The organism is Citricoccus sp., assembly GCF_032154715.1.
Classification (GTDB): Bacteria; Actinomycetota; Actinomycetes; order Actinomycetales; family Micrococcaceae; genus Citricoccus.
Map to the genome: position 1 here is coordinate 1 of NZ_JALDXU010000040.1, position 17129 is coordinate 17129.

General features: G+C 70.8%; 16 protein-coding genes, 2 tRNA genes and 1 pseudogene. 10 read left to right on the forward strand and 9 right to left on the reverse strand.

Features of this window, described 5'->3' with window-relative positions; all coding sequences use genetic code 11:
* Nucleotides 1-440 precede the first annotated feature (440 nt).
* Nucleotides 441-1835, reverse strand: a pseudogene (gene tig / locus RUH65_RS08440) (trigger factor); the annotation flags it as partial.
* Nucleotides 1836-1942: 107 nt separating this feature from the next.
* Nucleotides 1943-2016, reverse strand: a tRNA-Pro gene (locus RUH65_RS08445).
* Nucleotides 2017-2223: 207 nt separating this feature from the next.
* On the opposite strand from RUH65_RS08445, the gene RUH65_RS08450 reads away from it, so the two are divergent.
* The 3 genes from RUH65_RS08450 (at nucleotide 2224) to RUH65_RS08460 (ending at nucleotide 3460) form a co-directional block, all read left to right on the forward strand.
* Nucleotides 2224-2297 (forward strand) — tRNA-Gly (locus tag RUH65_RS08450).
* A gap of 103 nt (nucleotides 2298-2400) precedes the next feature.
* The gene (locus tag RUH65_RS08455; protein WP_313816918.1) at nucleotides 2401-2802 is read left to right on the forward strand and encodes a metalloregulator ArsR/SmtB family transcription factor; all 402 of its coding nucleotides are present in this window, start codon (nucleotides 2401-2403) and stop codon (nucleotides 2800-2802) included.
* A 1-nt stretch (nucleotide 2803) separates the two neighbouring features.
* Nucleotides 2804-3460, forward strand: coding sequence for an SRPBCC family protein (locus RUH65_RS08460; protein ID WP_313816919.1), 657 nt, complete (start codon nucleotides 2804-2806; stop codon nucleotides 3458-3460).
* Between the two features lie 52 nt (nucleotides 3461-3512).
* Here the strand turns inward: RUH65_RS08460 and RUH65_RS08465 are convergent, their stop codons facing one another.
* The 3 genes from RUH65_RS08465 to RUH65_RS08475 all read right to left on the reverse strand — a co-directional run bounded on the left by RUH65_RS08465 (nucleotide 3513) and on the right by RUH65_RS08475 (nucleotide 6332).
* Nucleotides 3513-4517 carry an SDR family oxidoreductase gene (locus RUH65_RS08465; RefSeq protein WP_313816920.1) on the reverse strand — a complete coding sequence of 335 codons (1005 nt, stop codon included), beginning with the start codon at nucleotides 4515-4517 and terminating at the stop codon, nucleotides 3513-3515.
* 361 nt (nucleotides 4518-4878) lie between these two features.
* Entirely contained in the window at nucleotides 4879-5844 is a 966-nt protein-coding gene (locus tag RUH65_RS08470) for a DNA-formamidopyrimidine glycosylase family protein (protein WP_313816921.1), read from the reverse strand.
* A gap of 14 nt (nucleotides 5845-5858) precedes the next feature.
* Nucleotides 5859-6332, reverse strand: coding sequence for a ribose-5-phosphate isomerase (locus RUH65_RS08475; protein ID WP_313816922.1), 474 nt, complete (start codon nucleotides 6330-6332; stop codon nucleotides 5859-5861).
* A 255-nt stretch (nucleotides 6333-6587) separates the two neighbouring features.
* On the opposite strand from RUH65_RS08475, the gene pepN reads away from it, so the two are divergent.
* Nucleotides 6588-9203, forward strand: a complete 2616-nt coding sequence (gene pepN, locus RUH65_RS08480) for an aminopeptidase N (protein WP_313816923.1) — start codon at nucleotides 6588-6590, stop codon at nucleotides 9201-9203.
* 54 nt (nucleotides 9204-9257) lie between these two features.
* On the opposite strand, the gene fdhD is transcribed toward pepN, so the two are convergent.
* A complete protein-coding gene (gene fdhD, locus RUH65_RS08485; protein WP_313816924.1) occupies nucleotides 9258-10121 on the reverse strand; it encodes a formate dehydrogenase accessory sulfurtransferase FdhD in 864 nt (287 codons plus the stop codon).
* Nucleotides 10122-10240: 119 nt separating this feature from the next.
* Here fdhD and RUH65_RS08490 point away from each other — a divergent pair, with 119 nt between their 5' ends.
* Genes RUH65_RS08490 through RUH65_RS08515 form a run of 6 tightly spaced genes read left to right on the forward strand, consistent with a single transcriptional unit; the run spans nucleotide 10241 to nucleotide 14777 of the window.
* Nucleotides 10241-11443 carry a ThiF family adenylyltransferase gene (locus RUH65_RS08490; protein ID WP_313816925.1) on the forward strand — a complete coding sequence of 401 codons (1203 nt, stop codon included), beginning with the start codon at nucleotides 10241-10243 and terminating at the stop codon, nucleotides 11441-11443.
* On the forward strand, nucleotides 11436-12776 hold the full coding sequence (glp, locus tag RUH65_RS08495; protein ID WP_313816927.1) for a gephyrin-like molybdotransferase Glp: 1341 nt from the start codon (nucleotides 11436-11438) through the stop codon (nucleotides 12774-12776). Before RUH65_RS08490 ends, glp begins: the two co-directional genes overlap by 8 nt.
* A complete protein-coding gene (gene moaC / locus RUH65_RS08500; protein WP_313816928.1) occupies nucleotides 12776-13354 on the forward strand; it encodes a cyclic pyranopterin monophosphate synthase MoaC in 579 nt (192 codons plus the stop codon). Before glp ends, moaC begins: the two co-directional genes overlap by 1 nt.
* A complete protein-coding gene (locus RUH65_RS08505; RefSeq protein ID WP_313816929.1) occupies nucleotides 13347-14165 on the forward strand; it encodes an NTP transferase domain-containing protein in 819 nt (272 codons plus the stop codon). The genes moaC and RUH65_RS08505 overlap by 8 nt, the downstream gene beginning before the upstream one ends.
* Nucleotides 14158-14538: a DUF6457 domain-containing protein gene (locus RUH65_RS08510; protein ID WP_313816930.1), complete on the forward strand. Its 381-nt coding sequence runs from the start codon at nucleotides 14158-14160 to the stop codon at nucleotides 14536-14538. The genes RUH65_RS08505 and RUH65_RS08510 overlap by 8 nt, the downstream gene beginning before the upstream one ends.
* The gene (locus tag RUH65_RS08515) at nucleotides 14538-14777 is read left to right on the forward strand and encodes a MoaD/ThiS family protein (protein ID WP_313816931.1); all 240 of its coding nucleotides are present in this window, start codon (nucleotides 14538-14540) and stop codon (nucleotides 14775-14777) included. Before RUH65_RS08510 ends, RUH65_RS08515 begins: the two co-directional genes overlap by 1 nt.
* A 42-nt stretch (nucleotides 14778-14819) precedes the next feature.
* Here RUH65_RS08515 and moaA read toward each other — a convergent pair whose 3' ends face one another.
* The 3 genes from moaA to RUH65_RS08530 are packed head-to-tail and all read right to left on the reverse strand — an operon-like array spanning nucleotide 14820 to nucleotide 16958.
* Nucleotides 14820-15992, reverse strand: coding sequence for a GTP 3',8-cyclase MoaA (gene moaA, locus RUH65_RS08520; protein WP_313816932.1), 1173 nt, complete (start codon nucleotides 15990-15992; stop codon nucleotides 14820-14822).
* Entirely contained in the window at nucleotides 15989-16483 is a 495-nt protein-coding gene (locus RUH65_RS08525) for a molybdenum cofactor biosynthesis protein MoaE (RefSeq protein ID WP_313816933.1), read from the reverse strand. Before RUH65_RS08525 ends, moaA begins: the two co-directional genes overlap by 4 nt.
* Nucleotides 16470-16958, reverse strand: coding sequence for a MogA/MoaB family molybdenum cofactor biosynthesis protein (locus tag RUH65_RS08530; protein ID WP_313816934.1), 489 nt, complete (start codon nucleotides 16956-16958; stop codon nucleotides 16470-16472). The genes RUH65_RS08525 and RUH65_RS08530 overlap by 14 nt, the downstream gene beginning before the upstream one ends.
* Nucleotides 16959-17129 lie beyond the last annotated feature (171 nt).

The window sequence follows — 17129 nt, forward strand, 5'->3', positions numbered from 1 at the left end:
TTGGGGGGCCGGGGGGTTCGGCTCCCGCTGGCGCCGATCCGGTGCGGATCAGTTGCGGCGGGCGGCCGGTGGTGCGGCGATCACTCGGCCGTGTCGGCGGCCTTGTCTGCGGTCTTGGCCGGGGCCTTCTTCGCGGCGGCGGTCTTGGCCGGAGCCTTCTTCGCCGGGGCCTTCTTGGCGGGGGCCTTCTCTCCGCCCTCGGACTCGGCTTCGGCCTTCTTGGCGGCGGCGGTCTTGGCCGGAGCCTTGGTGGTGGCCGTCTTCGCAGCCGCCTTCGCCGGGGCCTTCTTGGCGGCGGCGGTCTTGGCCGGAGCCTTCTTGGCCGGGGCCTCCTCGGCGTCCGCCGGAACCTTGGCCTCCGCCTTCGTGGCCGCGGCGGTCTTGGCCGGAGCCTTCTTCGCAGGGGCCTTCTTGGCGGGGGCCTTCTTCGCGGGAGCCTTCTCCGCTTCGGCCGGCGAATCGGCTGACGGAGCGGAATCCGCAGAATCAGCGGAGTCGGCCGAGTCTGCGGAGTCGGCCGAGGCAGCGCTGTCGTCGCCACCCGGGGTGACGAAGGCGGTCAGGTCTACGTCATGGCCGGCGGTGTCGGTGACCACGGCGTACTCGAGGACCTTGGCGAGGGCCTTGCGGCGGCGGACCTCGCCCATGATCATCGGCACCTGACCGGCCTGGTCCAGCATCTGGGCGAACTGGTTCGGGTCCATGCCGTACTGCTGGGAGGTGGAGATGATGTACTCGATCAGCTCGCCCTGGTCCACGCCGACCTCTTCGGCGTCGGCGACCTTGTCGAGGATGATCTCGTTGCGGAAGGCCTCGCGGGCGTTCGACTCGACCTCGGCGCGGTGCTCCGGGGTGTCGTGCTCGTCGCCCTCGGAGTGGCCCTGCTGCGAGAAGTGCTGGTCGATCTGCTCGTTGACCACGGAGTCCGGGACCGGCACCTCGACGAGCTTCACGAGCTCTTCGAGAACCTTGTCACGGGCCTCGATGCCCTGACCGGTGACGGCGCCCTCGGCGGCCTTCTCCTTCAGGTCCGCCTTGAGCTCGTCGATGGTGTCGAACTCGGAGGCCAGCTGGGCGAAGTCGTCGTCGGCCTCCGGCAGCTCGCGCTCCTTGACACCACCGAGGGTGACCTTGACGGTGGCCTTCTCGCCGGAGTGGTCGCCACCGGCCAGGACGGTCTCGAAGACCGCGTCCTCACCGGCGGACAGGCCTTCGAGCGCCTCGTCCATGCCATCGAGCATGGTGCCTGCACCGACCTGGTAGGACAGGTCCTCGGCGTGGTCGACCTGCTCGTCCCCGACCGTGGCGGTCAACGTGATGGTGACGAAATCGTCCTTGGCGGCCGGGCGCTCCACGGTCTGAAGGGTGCCGAAGCGCGAACGAAGCTCGTCGAGGGCCTTCTGCTCGTCCTCTTCGGACGCGGCGGCCGGCTCGACGGTGACCTTCAGTCCCTTGTAGTCGGGCAGCTCGACCTCGGGACGGATGTCCACCTCGACGCTGAACTTCAGCGGGCCCTCGGCCTCGCCGTCAACGCCGGGCATGGAGGTGACCTCGACCTCGGGACGTGCCATCGGGGTGGTCTCGGTCTGGGCGAGGGCTTCCTGGTAATAGTCGTTCAGACCCTCGTTGACAGCCGTCTCCACCACGTAGCCACGGCCGACGCGCTGGTCGATGAGGCGCGCAGGAACCTTGCCCTTGCGGAAGCCGGGGACCTGGATCTGGTTCGCCACCGTCTTATAGGCCTGGTCCAGGCGCGGCTTGAGGTCCTCGAAGGGGACCTCGACGTCCAGCTTGACCCGGGTCGGGCTGAGGTTTTCTGCGGTGCTCTTGACCACGTGGGACTCCTGTGTGGATTGATCATCTCGTCTATATGGCGCGGATGGGCCCGGCCGTCGGGCATCCGGTGAATCAGGCCGCCCCGGCAAGCGGGGCGACCATGACGTCGGGGTGACAGGATTTGAACCTGCGGCCTCACGCTCCCAAAGCGCGCGCTCTACCAAGCTGAGCTACACCCCGCAGACGGCCCTGGCCATTTCTGGCCAGAGACCAGTGTACGCATGACGGCCCCGTACTCCGCATTTCTGCGACATTCAAGCCCTGGCCGTACCTCTGCGCCGCGCCGACATGGGGCTGTTTTGCTGCTCAGACGGACTGCTTGGTACGATCGTCTTCGCTGCGTTCGGTGGATGCCCCTCCGGGGACACACATCCTGGCTGACGCCGTGGGGATGTAGCTCAATGGTAGAGCCCCAGTCTTCCAAACTGGCTACGCGGGTTCGATTCCCGTCATCCCCTCCACCGCACCACGAAGGCCCCGGTTCCGCCGGGGCCTTCCTGTTTAAGACCCTCACGTCGTCTCTTAAGCCTTTTCTTATATAAGACACGATGCAATCATGTGTTCATGCACGCTCTGGATGTCCTGGGTGACCCCGTCCGGCGCCGCATCCTGGAGATGCTGGCCGGGGGCGAACTCAGCGCCGGAGAGGTCGGCGCCCTGGTCCAGACCGAGTTCGGGATCAGCCAGCCCGCGGTCTCACAGCAGCTGAAGGTCCTTCGTGATCACGGCTTCGCCACGGTGCGGCCCGAGGGCACTCGTCGGCTCTACGCGGTGGACCCACAAGGACCCCGGGAGGCCAGCGATTGGCTCAGCCCGTTCGAGCAGTTCTGGCGGCCGAGGCTGGATGCCCTGGGGACCGAACTGGCCCGAGGCAAGCGGCAACGGAGGATGTCGGCTGAGCGTGCAGCAGCGGAGACCTCCGCGGACGTCACCGAACACCACCACCCCACGCCCCAGGAGTCATGACATGGTCGATATCCAGAACCAACTCTCCGCTGTCACACGCGGCCTCTCATTCGAGGACCGGGACGGCGAGCCCGCACACGTCCAGACCCTCGAGCAGACCTACCCGGCAGGCCTCTCGGACGTCTGGGAGGCGGTCACCACGCCCGAACGCATCGCCCGCTGGTTCCTGCCCATCACCGGCGACCTCCGCCTCGGCGGTCAGTACCAGCTCGAAGGCAATGCCGGCGGCACCGTGCTGGAATGCGCCCCGCCCGCGGAGGGCACGGCTCGCTACCGGATCACCTGGGAATTCGGAGGGGGCGTGTCCTGGGTGACCGTGCGGCTGGCCGACGAGGGCGACTCGACTCGCTTCACCCTCGAACACGTCGCCCGGGCGGCTGACCTCCCGGAGGGGATGTGGAACACCTACGGCCCCGGCGCCACCGGGGTGGGCTGGGACGGCGGCCTGCTGGGCCTGGGACTGCACCTCGGCGCCGTCGAGGGCTCCCTCTCGCCCCAGGAGGCGGAGGCCTGGGCCGTCACCGACGAGGGCAAGCGGTTCTACCGGGGGGCCGCTGACGGCTGGGCCGCAGCGCAGGTGGCCGCCGGCGCGGATCCCGCGGTGGCTGCCCGCGCTGCAGACGCCACCTACGGCTTCTACACGGGGTCGGACGCCTGATCCGGCGCTCCGGGGCCATCGAGCCCCGGGGCGGTTGGGCACTCCCGGCGGCTCACCGGTAGTCCTCCACGGGCAGGTCCGCGGACGGCGTCGTATCCATCGCGGCGATGAACCCCCAGGCGTCCGGCCGGGATCCATCCACGTCGGTCACGCCGTAGTGCCGGGCCAACTCGAAGGAACTGACGGACCGGGTGTTCCACTGGTCCCGCCGCGGATCGGCTGCCAGCTCCACGATGCCGCGGGCGAGCAGGGCAGGGGTCTCGGAGATCACGAACTCGTAGGGCGGGACCACGTCGGTCTTCCCACGGTGTGCTGCCGCCGCCTCGCGCCAGTTCTGCTCGGTGACGCCGAAGGCATCCAGCATCATCTCCGAGCGCAACCATCCGGCTGAGACGGAGACCGCCGTCCCCCCGTGTGCCTTCAGCTCGTGCCCCTCGGCGAAGGCCAACCGGTCGACGGCGGTCTTGGCGAGGTCCAGGAACACGGTTTCCCGGAAGTGACCCTGATTGTAGTCCCGGGTCCCGTCGGTGGTCTCGACCACGAGGCCCCCGGGGTGGCGGATCAGCAGACCCAAGGCGGCGTGGCTGGTCAGCAGGTGGGTGCGGAAGCCGGCGTCGAAGAGCCTCATACCGTCGTCGAGGTCGTACTCCCACAGCGGGATGCCGAACTCCACGTAGGCCTCGCCCCCGATGTCGTTGATCAGGATGTCCAGCCGACCTTGTTCGCGGTCGATCCGCTCCACGAGCTCACGGACGGCGCTCACCTCGAGGTGGTCCACGACCACCGCATGGGCCGTCCCGCCCTCGGCCCGGATCAGACCGGCAGTCTCCTCGACCGTCTCGGGACGCCCGTAGTCCGACGGGTGGCCCGCCGTGGAGCGGCCGGTGCAGTAGACGACCGCCCCGGCCCGGCCCAGTTCCCGGGCAATGGCCCGACCCGCACCACGGGTGGCTCCCGCCACCAGGGCGATCCTCCCTTGCAGGGCCCCTGGCCGTTGCCCCGCCGACTCCGTTGCCGCCGTTGGTTCGGCCGCCTCTGTTGCTCCCGTTGATTCCATCGCCATGACTGTGCCCACTCCGGTTCTCGTGTTCGATCGATGCCTGCGCTCCCATGATGGCGGCTCGCCGACCACCATGGGGTCTCCGCGCGCACGTCGAGACCGCCCGGCTGAAGATGCTGGGCAGCACGACGGCCCGGGACTCGGGCGTCGAGGTGCAGGAGCCGCCGGCAGTACGGGAGGCGTTGTACCGCCGCGGCGCAGAGCTGGTCGCCCGGACCCGCTCCCGACGATCCTGAGATTTCCCGACGATCCTGAGAATCCCCGGTGATCATCACCGGGGATTTTCGCGATCACCGGGAAACGCGGGCCTCCACTCCGTCAACCACCCCGTCGACAACCCGGTCGACAACGCCGTCGGTCATCCCGGCAGCTGACAGCCCGGGCACCAGAAGAGCTTCCGAGCCTGCATCTCCGCCAGGCGGACCGTGGTTCCGCAGACGCGGCAGTCCATCCCGTCCCGCTGGTACACGTAGTACGCGTTGTCCGGCCACACCGGTGCCACGTGCCCGCGCTCATCCTTCGAGCTGCGGTGCTCGGGGCGCGTGGTGATGATCTTGCCGTCCCGGACGCCGTCGTTCATCAGGACCACGAGATCCTGCCAGAGATCCCTACCGGCCTCCCTCCCCAGCGTCCGCCCCGGCAGGTACGGGTCGATCCCCTGGCGGAACAGGGACTCGGCGCGGTAGATGTTGCCGACTCCGGCCAGCACGTTCTGATCCATCAGCAGCTGCCCGATCGCCACCCCGCGGGCGGACACGCGCCGCAGGAACTCCTCCGGCCCGGTGCCGGGCACCAGGGGGTCCGGCCCGAGGCGGTCGACGACGACGGCCGCCTCGGGCGGCGTGATCACCTCGCAGGCGCTCGGGCCGCGCAGATCCGCCCACCCGTGGGCGGATACCAGCCGGACGCGGACCTGACCCACCGGTGCTGGCGGGCCGGCGTACGCGGGTGCCGCGCCGGCGTCGTGCGCTGGGGTGTCCGCTGATGTGTCTGCAGGCGCCATCGGCGCGTCGAAGGTATCCGTCTCCCCCATCCTGCGGGGTGCACCGATGCTGGAGGCACCGCGGAACGTCTCATCGCCGCCGAAGCTCCAGGCGCCGTAGAGCCCGAGGTGGACGCGGAGGACGAGTGCGGTGCCGGTGTCCTGGCCGAAGTCGAGGAACAGGTGTTTGCCATGGGCCCGCGCCGACGTCAGCGTGGCTCCGTCGATCAGGCGGGCGCCGGCGGCGAAGCGGCCCTGCGGGGAGGACACGCGCAGGCGCTCACCGGCGAAGACGTCGGAGAACTGGCGGGCGAGGCGGTGGATCGAATGGCCCTCGGGCATGGATCACGCCACCGTCAGCTGACGATCTCGCGGGTCTGCTCGTAGTGCGCGATCTTGCCGATGCGGCGCACGTGCCGCTCGTCGCCGGAGAAGGGCTCCGCCAGGAAGGCCTCGATGATGGCGGTCGCCTCCTCGAGGGGGTGCTGACGCCCGCCCACGGCGATGACGTTGGCGTCGTTGTGCTCCCGGGCCAGCCGGGCGGTGTCCAGGTTCCAGGCCAGGGCGGCGCGGATGCCGCGGACCTTGTTGGCGGCGATCTGCTCACCGTTGCCGGAACCGCCCAGGACGATCCCGAGTGCCTCCACCCCGGACTGCTGATCCACCACCACGGCCGCGGCCGCGCTGATGCAGAACGCCGGGTAGTCGTCCTGCGGGTCATAGGACTGGGGTCCGTGGTCGACCATCTCGTATCCGGCGGCCGTCAGGTGCTCGATGAGGTGGGCACTCAGTTCGAGGCCTGCGTGGTCGGTGGCGATGTGAACGCGCATGGGTCTGCTCCTGCTGTCGGCATCTGGCGGGTTCTCGTCCGGCCGTGTCGATGCGGTGGGATACGGTCGGGACCAGCGACCAGCCTACCGGGACGCTTCCCCTACCGCGGGGGTGTGTCCGGTGGCACAATGTTCCGTGGACCAGTTATCCAGCATGTGCTTCACACCAGGGTGCTGCTGGATCCTCCTGTCCGATGGCTCCTGTGGCCATCGGCATTATCCGTTCCTGTCCGTACCCGATCGACCGGAGGCCCCGTGCCCACTCTGAACATCACCCGCAGCGAGGCCGCGGAGCGTGCCGCAGCCCTGAGCGTCACCTCCTACGAGATCGACCTGGACCTCACGCTCGACGGCGACCACTTCCGCTCGGCGACCACCGTCACCTTCTCGGCGGCGGAGGAGGCCGTGGGCACCACCACCTTCATCGACTTCGTCTCCACCCAGGCGCCGACGGCCACCCTCAACGGCGCCACCCTGCCGGCCGAGGCCTTCGATGGAACTCGCATCGCCATCGGCCCGCTGGCGGGCGAGAACGTGCTGGTGGTGGACGGGCTGGCCGACTACATGAACACCGGTGAGGGCCTGCACCGCTTCGTGGACCCGGTGGACGGGGAGACGTACCTGTACTCGCAGTTCGAGGTCCCGGACTCCCGCCGCATGTTCTCGGTCTTCGAGCAGCCGGACCTGAAGGCCACGTTCGCCTTCACCATCACCGCCCCCGCTCACTGGGCCGTGGTCTCCAACTCCCCCACCCCGCAGCCGGCACCCGCCGCGGGCGCGCGGGACGGGGCGTCCACGTGGGCCTTCGAGCCCACCCCGCGGATCTCCTCCTACATCACCGCGCTGATCGCTGGCCCCTACCGGTCCACCCACGCGGAGCTGACCAGTGCGGACGGCCGGACGATTCCGCTGGGCGCCTACTGCCGGGCCTCGTTGTTCGAGTACCTGGATGCCGAGAACATCTTCGAGCTGACCCGCCAGGGCTTCGAGTTCTATGAGGCCCAGTTCGGCACCCCCTACCCCTTCGCCAAGTACGATCAGCTCTTTGTGCCCGAGTTCAACGCCGGGGCCATGGAGAACGCCGGCGCCGTGACCTTCCTGGAGAACTACGTCTTCCGCTCCACCGTCACCGAGGCCATGGTGGAGCGCCGCGCCATCACCATCCTGCACGAGCTCGCCCACATGTGGTTCGGTGACCTGGTGACCATGAAGTGGTGGAACGACCTCTGGCTCAACGAGTCCTTCGCCGAGTTCATGTCCACGCTCTCCGCCGCCGAGAACACCCGCTACACCGGGGCCTGGACCACGTTCTCCGCCATGGAGAAGAACTGGGCGTACAAGCAGGACCAACTGAGCACCACGCACCCGATCAAGGCCGAGATCCGGGACCTGGACGACGTCCTGGTCAACTTCGACGGCATCACCTACGCCAAGGGTGCCTCCGTGCTGCGCCAGCTCGTGGCCTGGGTGGGCCAGGAGAACTTCATGGCCGGCGTCCGCGCGTACTTCGGCAAGCACGCCTGGTCCAACACCGAGCTGTCGGACCTGATGCGTGAGCTTGAGGCCTCCTCCGGCCGCGATCTGACCGACTGGACCCGGCTGTGGCTGGAGACCTCCGGGGTGAACACCCTGTCCGTGGAGGTCGAGACCGCCGGGGCGTCCGGCGCCAGCGCCACGGACGGCGGAACTCCCGACGCCGGCGCCATCACCTCCCTGCGCCTGCGCCAGTCGGCGCCGGGAGACCACCAGCCCGGGGACGCCGTGCTGCGCCCGCACCGCATGGCCGTTGGCTTCTACTCAGCGGACGACTCCGGACGGCTGGTGCGCACCCACCGGTTCGAACTCGATGTGGCCGGCGAGGTCACCGAGGTCATGGAAGCAGCCGGCTTGCCGCGTCCGGACCTGATCCTGCCGAACGACGACGACCTGGCCTACGCCAAGATCCGTCTGGACGAGGCCTCCTGGTCCTTCGTGGCCACCCACCTGAAGGATGTGGCGGAGTCCCTGCCGCGCACCCTGCTGTGGGGTGCCGCGTGGGACACCGTCCGCGATGCCGAGGCCACGGCCGGATGGTTCACCGACCTGGTGCTGTCCAATATCGGCCAGGAGCGGGATTCCTCCGTGGTGCAGACCCTGCTGCGCCAGCTGGCCGGCACGCTGTCCCAGTACGCCGCGCCCGAGCACGCCGTGCAGCTCCGCGCCTCCGCTGCGGATCGCCTGCTGGACCTGGCCCGGCACGCGGAGGCGGGATCGGACAACCAGCTCCAGTTCACCAAGGCGTTCGCGGCGGCAGCCCGCTCGGAGCGGCAGCTGGACACGCTGGCCGCCCTGCATGCCGGCACTGAGTCATGGGACGGGCTGGACCTGAACACGGACCTGAAGTGGGAGATGCTCACAGGGCTCGTGGCCGGCGGCCGCGCCGGCGAGGCGGAGATCGCGGCCGCCGAAGCCGCCGATGTCACCGCCACCGGTGCCCTGGCGGCGTCCCAGGCCCGCGCCGCGGTGCCCACCATCGAGGCCAAACGCACGGCATGGGACCAGGTGGTGGGCGGGGAACTGTCCAACATGACCCAGCGCAACGTGCTGCTCGGCTTCAACCGCGTGCACGACCCGGCCCTGCTGGCTCCCTTCGCCGCCGAGTTCTTCGCGGGGGTGGAGGAGCTGTGGGCCTCGCGTTCGCACGAGATGGCGGAGTCCGCGGCGATCGGGCTGTTCCCGGCTGCCCAGGTCTCCCAGGAGACCATCGACGCGGCGCATGCCCTCGTCGAGCGTTCGCGCGGCACCCAGGCCGCCCTGTCCCGCACGGTGGCCGAGTCCCGAGACGAGATGGTCCGCGCCCTGGCCGCGCGGCAGGCGGACGCCGCTTCCTGACGCAGTGCTTTGCGGGCAGAGATCAGTACTTATTTCTGCCCGCAAAGCCTCGGCTCACTGTGGTTCGCACGCTGGAACGGCGGCGACGTCGGGGAGGATGCGATGCTCCCCGGCGTAGATGACGAAGCGGTCGCCGCGGACGAAGCCGGCCAGCGTCATCCCGGCCTCGCGGGCCAGGTCCACCGCCAACGACGACGGCGCGGAGACGGAGGCGAGCATCGGCACCCCGGCCATCATGGCCTTCTGGGTGAGTTCGAAGCTGGCCCGGCCGGAGACCATCAGGGCGTGCCGGGACAGGGGCAGCATCCCCTCCAACAACGCCCAGCCGAGGACCTTGTCCACGGCGTTGTGGCGGCCCACGTCCTCCCGCACCGCCACCAGCTCACCCGTGGCGGTGTTGAACAGACCGGCCGCGTGCAGCCCGCCGGTGCGGTCGAAGACCTTCTGCCGCTCGCGCAGCACCTCAGGCATCTGCAGCACGAAGGACTCGGTGACCCGCATCGGGTCGCCGTCCACGGGGAACCGGGACTGGGTGCGGACGTTCTCGATGCTGGTCCGCCCGCACAGGCCGCAGGCGCTGGACATGAGCACCTGGCGTTCCATCTCCGGAGCCGGCGCCTGGACCCCAGGGCGCAGGACCACGTCCACGGTGTTGTCGGTCTCCTCCGCTCCGGGGCCGAAGTCACGGCCGCAGTACCGGACGGAGTGCACCTCGTCGGCGGCCCCGATCAGTCCCTCGCTCAGCAGGAAGCCGACGGCCAGGGAGAAGTCCTCCGTGGGCGTGCGCATGGTCACCGCCAGCCGCCGGCCGTTCACCCGGATCTCCAGGGGCTCCTCGGCCGCCAGCACGTCCGCCCGGGCGTCACGCTCTCCGGCCTTGACCCTGACCACGCGAACTCGCGATTCACTTCGTGCCATGCCTCCATCTTCGCCCGCGGCCCGGCTTTCAGTCGACTTCGAGTGGGTCTCGATGCCGCAGACCCACCCGAAGTCGACTGAAACCGTTGGGCGGGGACGCCGCGGACTAGGCTGGGCCCATGCCCCAGGACCGCCCCGTGCACACCGCAGAACGGACGCTCCGCCAACGGACCCTGCCCCAGATCGGCGATTCCGGACAGGATCTCCTGTCACAGGCCTCCATCGCCGTCGTCGGCGCCGGTGGCCTCGGCTCGCCCGTCATCAGCTACCTCGCGGCCGCCGGCATCGGCACCCTGCACGTCATCGACGACGACCGTGTGGAGTTGAGCAACCTCAACCGTCAGACCCTGCACGGCGTCGACACCCTTGGCGGGCTCAAGACCGACGGCGCGGTGTCAGCAGCCCGGCGCCTCGCCCCCGAGACCACGGTCGTCCCCCACGCCGTCCGCCTGACGGACGAGAATGCCGCCGACCTGCTCGCTGACGCGGATCTGATCATGGACGGCAGCGACTCCTTCACCACCCGCTTCATCGTTCACCGCGCCGCCACCGCCCTCGGCACACCGGTGGTCTTCGGCGCCCTGATGCAATGGAACGGCCAGGTCACCGTCTTCTGGTCCGATCCCCCCGTGGCCTCCGGCCTTCCCGCCGTCGTCCTCACCGATGTCTTCCCGGACAACGCCTCCACCCATTCCGCACCGGGCTGCGCCGAGGCCGGCGTCCTGGGCGCCGTCGTCGGGATCACCGGCTCCCTGATGGCCCTCGAGGCGATCAAGCTCGTCCTCGGCACCGGCACACCGCTGCTGGGACGGATGATGCTGATCGACGGGCTCTCCGGCACCACCACGGACATCCCGCTGGCACCCTCCGCGCCAGCCGCCCCATCTGCGCCCTCCGCGCCGTCGGACATCGCCGCTTCTGCCGCCACGCCAACCGCAGAGGCCGGGGCCGCCCCGATCGACCGGCATGATGTGGACCCGGCGGCCGTCTGGCTCGATGTCCGGCGGCCGGAGGAATCACGCGAGCGTCCCGGCCCGCCCGGTACGGTCGAGCTGCCCCTCGACCGGCTCCTGCGTCTGCGGCACGGCCCGGAGCAGCCCCTGCCTCCCGATCATCCGCTGGCGCCCGTCCAGGCCGCCCTGCGACCCGGTGGCGTGGCCGGGTCTCCGGCCGCAGCGTCGCTTTTGCCCTTCTGTGCAGCCGGCCCCCGGAGCGCGACGGCGGCACGTCACCTGGCGCGCCTCGGCTGGCCCGTCCAGGGGTATCTGGACGGCGGACTGGCCCCCGTCACCACCGAGCCCCCAGGAGACCACCGTGGCTGAAGCCCGATACCGCAGCACCGTCAAGGAACACCAGCACCGGGTCCTCGCCCTGGCCCCCCTTCTGCCCGCAGACACCCGGCCCGTGGACGAGGCCTCCGGGCTCACCCTGGCCGCCGACGCGACCGCCACCCTCGACCTGCCCCCGTGGGACAACTCCGCCATGGACGGATACGCCGTCCGATCCGCGGACACCACGCGGGCCAGCCCGGAGGCCCCGGTCCGCCTGCACCTCGTCGCCGAACTGCCCGCCGGCACGGAGGCCGATCCGGAGCTGGCCCCCGGCCGGGCGGCCCGCATCATGACCGGCGCACCGATGCCCACGGACGCCGACGCCGTCGTGCCCCTCGAGGATGCCGTGGGCTGGGACCCTGCCGCGCCCACGGCCGGCACCGAGACCCCCGCGCACGTGGAACTCCACCGCCCCGCCGAGGCGGGACGTCACCTGCGCCGGCGCGGGGATGACGTCCGCGCCGGCGACCTCGTCTCCCCCGCCGGTCGGCCGCTGACCCCGCACCGGCAGTCCGCGCTCGCTGCCGCCGGCATCGCCGAGGTGCGGGTGCGGCGCCGGCCACGGGTCGTGGTCGTCAGCACCGGTTCAGAACTGGTGGCCCCCGGCGCATCGGTCCGCCGCGGCCAGATCCCCGATTCCAACAGCCTCCTGCTGGCGTCCCTGGTGGAATCCTGCGGCGGGCAGGTGGTGCACCGCGGCCGCGTCTCCGACGACCCCGCCGAACTGCAGGCCGTGCTGCGGTCCACCCACGGCGGCTCCGATGCCGTGATCCTCACCGGCGGGGCCAGCGTCGGGGCCCATGACGTCGCCCGCCTCGTCCTGGCACCGGACTCGCCCGGGGGCACGGTGCCCTCCACGCATCGGCCCACGCCCGACGCCGGCCGCCCGGTCCCCGAGGACCCCGCCGTGCGCTTCGATCGGGTGGCGGTCCAGCCGGGCAAGCCTCAGGGGTTCGGCCTGCTGGCGGACGGGCGGGCCGTGTGGTCGCTGCCGGGCAATCCGGTCAGCGCGTGGGTCTCCTACCTGCTGTTCGTGGAGCCGGGGCTGCTGGCCATGCAGGGCCGCGATGCACCAGTGGCCCCGTGGGTACCGGTGATCACGGACGAGGGCTGGCGCTCACCGCCCGGACGCGAGCAGTTCGTGCCGGCACGGGTGGTCTCCGCCCCCGGAGAACCGTTGCGGATCGCCCAGGCCACCGAGCGCGGCTCCGGATCCCACCTGGCCGGACGGATGGCCCGCGCCTCCGGACTGGCCCGCGTGCCCGCCACCACCGACGCGGTGTCCGCCGGAGACACCGTCCTCTACCGAGCCCTGGAGGCCTGATGACCGATTCCCCTGCCGTCCACCCCACTGCCACCGGCGCCGGTGCCGACGGCTTCACCCACCTGGCCGGTGACGGCTCGGCCCGCATGGTCGATGTCACGGCCAAGACCCCGACGATCCGCAGTGCCACCGCCGAGGCCACGGTGCTCGTGGCCGCAGACGTCCTCGAGGCGCTGACCGGCGGCACCGTGCCCAAGGGCGATGTCTGGGCCGTGGCCCGGATCGCCGGCATCCAGGGCGCCAAGAAGTGCGCCGAGCTGCTGCCGCTCGCCCATGTGATCGGTGTCCACGGCGCCACGGTGGACTTCGAGGTCGGCCCCGACCGCATCCGCATCATCGCCACCACCCGGACCGCCGACCGGACCGGGGTGGAGATGGAGGCCCTGACCGCCGCCTCCGTGGCCGGGCTGGCCATGGTGGACATGGTCAAAGGTCTGGACCGGGCCGTCGAGCTGACCGGCGTCCGGCTGCTGGAGAAGACCGGTGGCCGCTCCGGCACGTGGCGCCGTGACCACGCGGAGCACCCGGGGTCTCCGGCCGCGCCGGAAACAACGGAGGCACCGGTCGCCCGTGGCTGAGACCCTGGTGGCGATCGTCCTGGCGGGAGGAGCGTCCACTCGCATGGGCCGGGACAAGGGCTCGATCATGGTGGATCCCGCCGAGGGCATCACCCTGCTCGAGCGCACCGTCCAGGCCGCACTCTCGGCCGGGGCCACCACCATCGTCGTGGCCGGTGACCGGCCGGTGTCTGCTGTGCCGGCGGTGCGGGCTGTGCCGGCGTCCTCCACCACGGGTCCCTCGGGCCCGCAAGACTCCATCCTGGACTCGCCGATGGTCCGCTTCGTGCGCGAGGATCCGCCCCGGTCCGGACCGGTCGCCGCCCTGGACGCCGCCCTGACCACCCTGACCACCCTGACCACCCTGACCACTGTGGCCCCTCTCGAGGCCGACCTCGTGCTGGTGCTGCCCTGCGACCTGGCCGATCCGGTGGCGGCCGCCCGTGAGCTCGTCCGGGCCTCCACCGGTGCACTGGATGGAGTCGAGCACGGATCCGTGGGTGAAGCCATGAACACGCCCCTGAGCCACGGCGGCCACGACGGCGTCGTCGCCGTGGACTCCACCGGGCGCCGCCAGCACCTGACGGCCCTGTTCCGGCTCCCGGCCCTGCGCCCGCGGGCGACACCACGCGCCATCGACGGTGGCACCCGCATCACCCGCGTGCGGGAACGCGTCGCCGGCCTCGACCTGCTCGAGGTTCCCGAACCGGCAGATCGCCCCGGTCTCTGGGACGATATGGACACCCCGGAGGATCTGGAACGCCACCAGCTCCATCCATCAACCCCACCCAGTGGGTCCGGCCACGACACCACCAGGAGTACCCGTGCCTGAGAACAGCACCACCGATTCCCACTCCACTGAACCCCGCGCCGGCGAGGTCGCGGCCGGCACGCGCCACAGCCCCCAGCACCACCAGCAGGACATCCCCGGGCTGGCGGCCTGGCTGGATGTGGTTGCCGGAGAACTGGGCCTACCGGCCTCCGTCGTGCTCCCCGATCCCGTGTTGGATGTGGCCCGAGATGTGGCCCACGGGGTCCTGCGCCCCGGGGCTCCGACCTCGACCTACCTGATCGGTGTGGCCGTCGGACTGCAGCTGGCCGGTCAGGAACGAACTGCGGAGGAGATCTCCGGTCTGGTGGACCGGCTCTCGGCCCGGGTCCAGGACCTCGCCCTCGGCTATGACCCGGCAGGGGGTGAGGGCTGATGGCCCGGATCCGACTCTTCGCAGGCGCCGCCGACATCCTGGGCGCCTCCGAACTCACCCTCGACGCCGCCACCGCGGGCGAATTGCGCCGGCTCCTGGTCGCCGGCCACGGAACCAGCGCCGAGCAGGTCATCTCCCGTTGCTCCCTGATGGTGGACGGCGTGCGCGCGGCCGAGGACGGCCACCCGGTCCAGGCGGACTCCCTCGTGGACGTCCTGCCGCCCTTCGCCGGCGGGTAACCGACGGCAGAGGAGCCGTCGACGCGGCCCCGGGGCGAGCCGTCAGCCGCCGATGGCGTTCATGCCGCGGCCGGGCTGGACGAAGTCCGGGTCGTCGATGCCGTGACCGGCCTTCTTGGCCCCGACCGAGATCTTCATGGCCGCGGCCAAGTCCGCATCCGAGGCGGATCCGGCCAGCAGCGTCCGCAGATCGGTCTCCTCCCGGGCGAACAGGCAGTTGCGCATCTGCCCGTCGGCGGTGAGCCTCAGGCGGTCACAGTCTCCGCAGAAGGGCTTCGAGACCGAGGCGATGACGCCCACGGTGTGGGGGCCGCCGTCGACCGTGTAGAGCGCGGCCGGGGAGGAACCACGGCCGGGGACCTCGGCGAGGGCGAAGCGCTCGGCGAGCCGCTCGAGGATCTCCTCTCCGGAGACCAGGTTGTCCCGCTTCCAGGTGTGCCCGGCGTCGAGGGGCATCTGCTCGATGAACCGCATCTGCGCGTCCTGGGACACGGCGAAGGCCACCAGGTCTGCCAGCTCGTCGTCGTTGACCCCGCGCATGGCGACCGCATTGAGCTTGAGCGGGCGCAACCCCGCGTCCCGGGCGGCGGCGATCCCGGCCAGGACGTCGGCGTGCCGGTCACGGCGCGTCAGCTCGCGGAACTTCTCCGGCTGGAGGGTGTCGATCGAGATATTGACACGGGACAATCCGGCCTGGTGCAGGGCCGGCAGCCGCCGGTCCAAGGTGATGCCGTTGGTGGTCATGGCCACCGGCAGTCTCCCACCCCCGGCAGCAGCGGGCAGCTCGATTCCAGCGAGCCGGGCCACGATGTCCTCGAGGTCCCGGCGCAGCAGCGGTTCTCCGCCGGTCAACCGCACGCCGGTGATCCCGTGATCCACCGCGATCCGCACCAACCGTTCGATCTCGGCGGCCGAGAGCAATTGGTCCTTCGGCATGAACGGGCCGGCGTCCTCGGGCATGCAATACGTGCAGCGCAGCGAGCACTTGTCCGTCAGCGAGACGCGCAGGTCCCGGTGGACGCGCCCGAACCCGTCCGTGAGGGACCGGTCGCTTCGCTCACTGGGTCCGACGCCGGCCAGCTCGGCCGGGGTGGGCAGCAGCCGCCTGGCCTCGGGGCCGGGTGCCGATGCCGGCCCCGTGTCCGCGGCACCGGCGGGGCGTGCGCCGACGCCGGTCGCGGTCCGGGTGGTCAGGGTGATCGGCACCGAGGTCATGGCAGTCCCACCCAGTGGGCCTCGCCGGTGGCGGTCTGCTGCTTCTTCCAGATCGGGACCTCGGCCTTGATGTCCTCCACCACGGCCCGGCACACCTCGAAGGCCTCGGCCCGGTGAGCGGAGGCCACGGAGACCACCAGGGCCAGGTCGCCGACGTCGAGGTGTCCGATCCGGTGCGCCGCGGCGACCCGCACCTCGCCGCCTGGGTCTTCGGGTCCGCGGACGTGGCGCGCCACGATCTCCGCCAGCAGAGCGCCGGCGTCCGGATGCGCCGAATAGGCCAGGGAGGTCACGGTTCCGGTGGCCTCCGGATCATGGTTCCGGACGATGCCGGTGAATGTCAGGGCCGCCCCGCAGGCGGGGCTCACGACCGAGGTCTCCAGGGCCACCGGGTCCAGCGGCTCCTCGGTCACCCCGGCATGGTCCGGTGCGGTCGCACGGGGCGTGGTCTCGACGGTCCGCAGGGTGTCTACCTCCTCAGTGGCGGGCATGGTCGCCGCCTCCACCGAGTTGGGCGAGCAGGTGCGCCAGCACGGGCGCGAGCAATGGAATGCCCTGCTCCGTGGCACGCAGGGAGCCGGGGAGGTTCACGACCACGGTCCGGCCGAGGATCCCGGCGCGTCCGCGTCCCAGGGCGGCGGTGGGGGTCTGTGCAGCACCCTCACGGCGCAGCATCTCAGCGATGCCGGGCAGCTCCATGTCGAGGAGCCCGTCCATCGCCTCGGGCGTCAGGTCCCGCGGGGAGACCCCGGTCCCGCCCAGGGTGACCACCACGTCGGCTCCGTTGCTCTGTGCCGTCCGGACCCCGGACCGGACAGATTCGATCCCGTCCGCCACGATGGCCCCGTCCGAATCCCACTCGCTCAGATACCGGGCCGCCAGCTCGAGAGCGCGCGGCCCCGCCGTATCCGGAGCCTGACCCGCATGGGCCCGGTCGGAGACGGTCAAGATGTGAATGTGTGGCATCAAACCTCCCAGCGTCTCTCAAGTCTAGGGTGACGAGGGCGGTCCGGCCAGCGGCGTCATCCCAGGACACCACCGAAGCGGCACCACGACCCGGGACCGGGACTCGAAGCACGGCTCCGATGCCCCGGGCGGTACCGTAGAGGACGTGGAACACTCCTTCTCCCTGCATGC

Coding starts and splice junctions, on each gene's coding strand:
- moaC (WP_313816928.1), top strand. CDS start 12,776: ATGACCGATTCCCCTGCCGTCCACCCCACTGCCACCGGCGCCGGTGCC.
- RUH65_RS08460 (WP_313816919.1), top strand. CDS start 2,804: ATGGTCGATATCCAGAACCAACTCTCCGCTGTCACACGCGGCCTCTCA.
- fdhD (WP_313816924.1), bottom strand. CDS start 10,121: ATGGCACGAAGTGAATCGCGAGTTCGCGTGGTCAGGGTCAAGGCCGGA.
- RUH65_RS08455 (WP_313816918.1), top strand. CDS start 2,401: ATGCACGCTCTGGATGTCCTGGGTGACCCCGTCCGGCGCCGCATCCTG.
- RUH65_RS08470 (WP_313816921.1), bottom strand. CDS start 5,844: ATGCCCGAGGGCCATTCGATCCACCGCCTCGCCCGCCAGTTCTCCGAC.
- RUH65_RS08465 (WP_313816920.1), bottom strand. CDS start 4,517: ATGGAATCAACGGGAGCAACAGAGGCGGCCGAACCAACGGCGGCAACG.
- moaA (WP_313816932.1), bottom strand. CDS start 15,992: ATGACCTCGGTGCCGATCACCCTGACCACCCGGACCGCGACCGGCGTC.
- RUH65_RS08530 (WP_313816934.1), bottom strand. CDS start 16,958: ATGCCACACATTCACATCTTGACCGTCTCCGACCGGGCCCATGCGGGT.
- RUH65_RS08515 (WP_313816931.1), top strand. CDS start 14,538: ATGGCCCGGATCCGACTCTTCGCAGGCGCCGCCGACATCCTGGGCGCC.
- RUH65_RS08475 (WP_313816922.1), bottom strand. CDS start 6,332: ATGCGCGTTCACATCGCCACCGACCACGCAGGCCTCGAACTGAGTGCC.
- RUH65_RS08490 (WP_313816925.1), top strand. CDS start 10,241: ATGCCCCAGGACCGCCCCGTGCACACCGCAGAACGGACGCTCCGCCAA.
- RUH65_RS08525 (WP_313816933.1), bottom strand. CDS start 16,483: ATGCCCGCCACTGAGGAGGTAGACACCCTGCGGACCGTCGAGACCACG.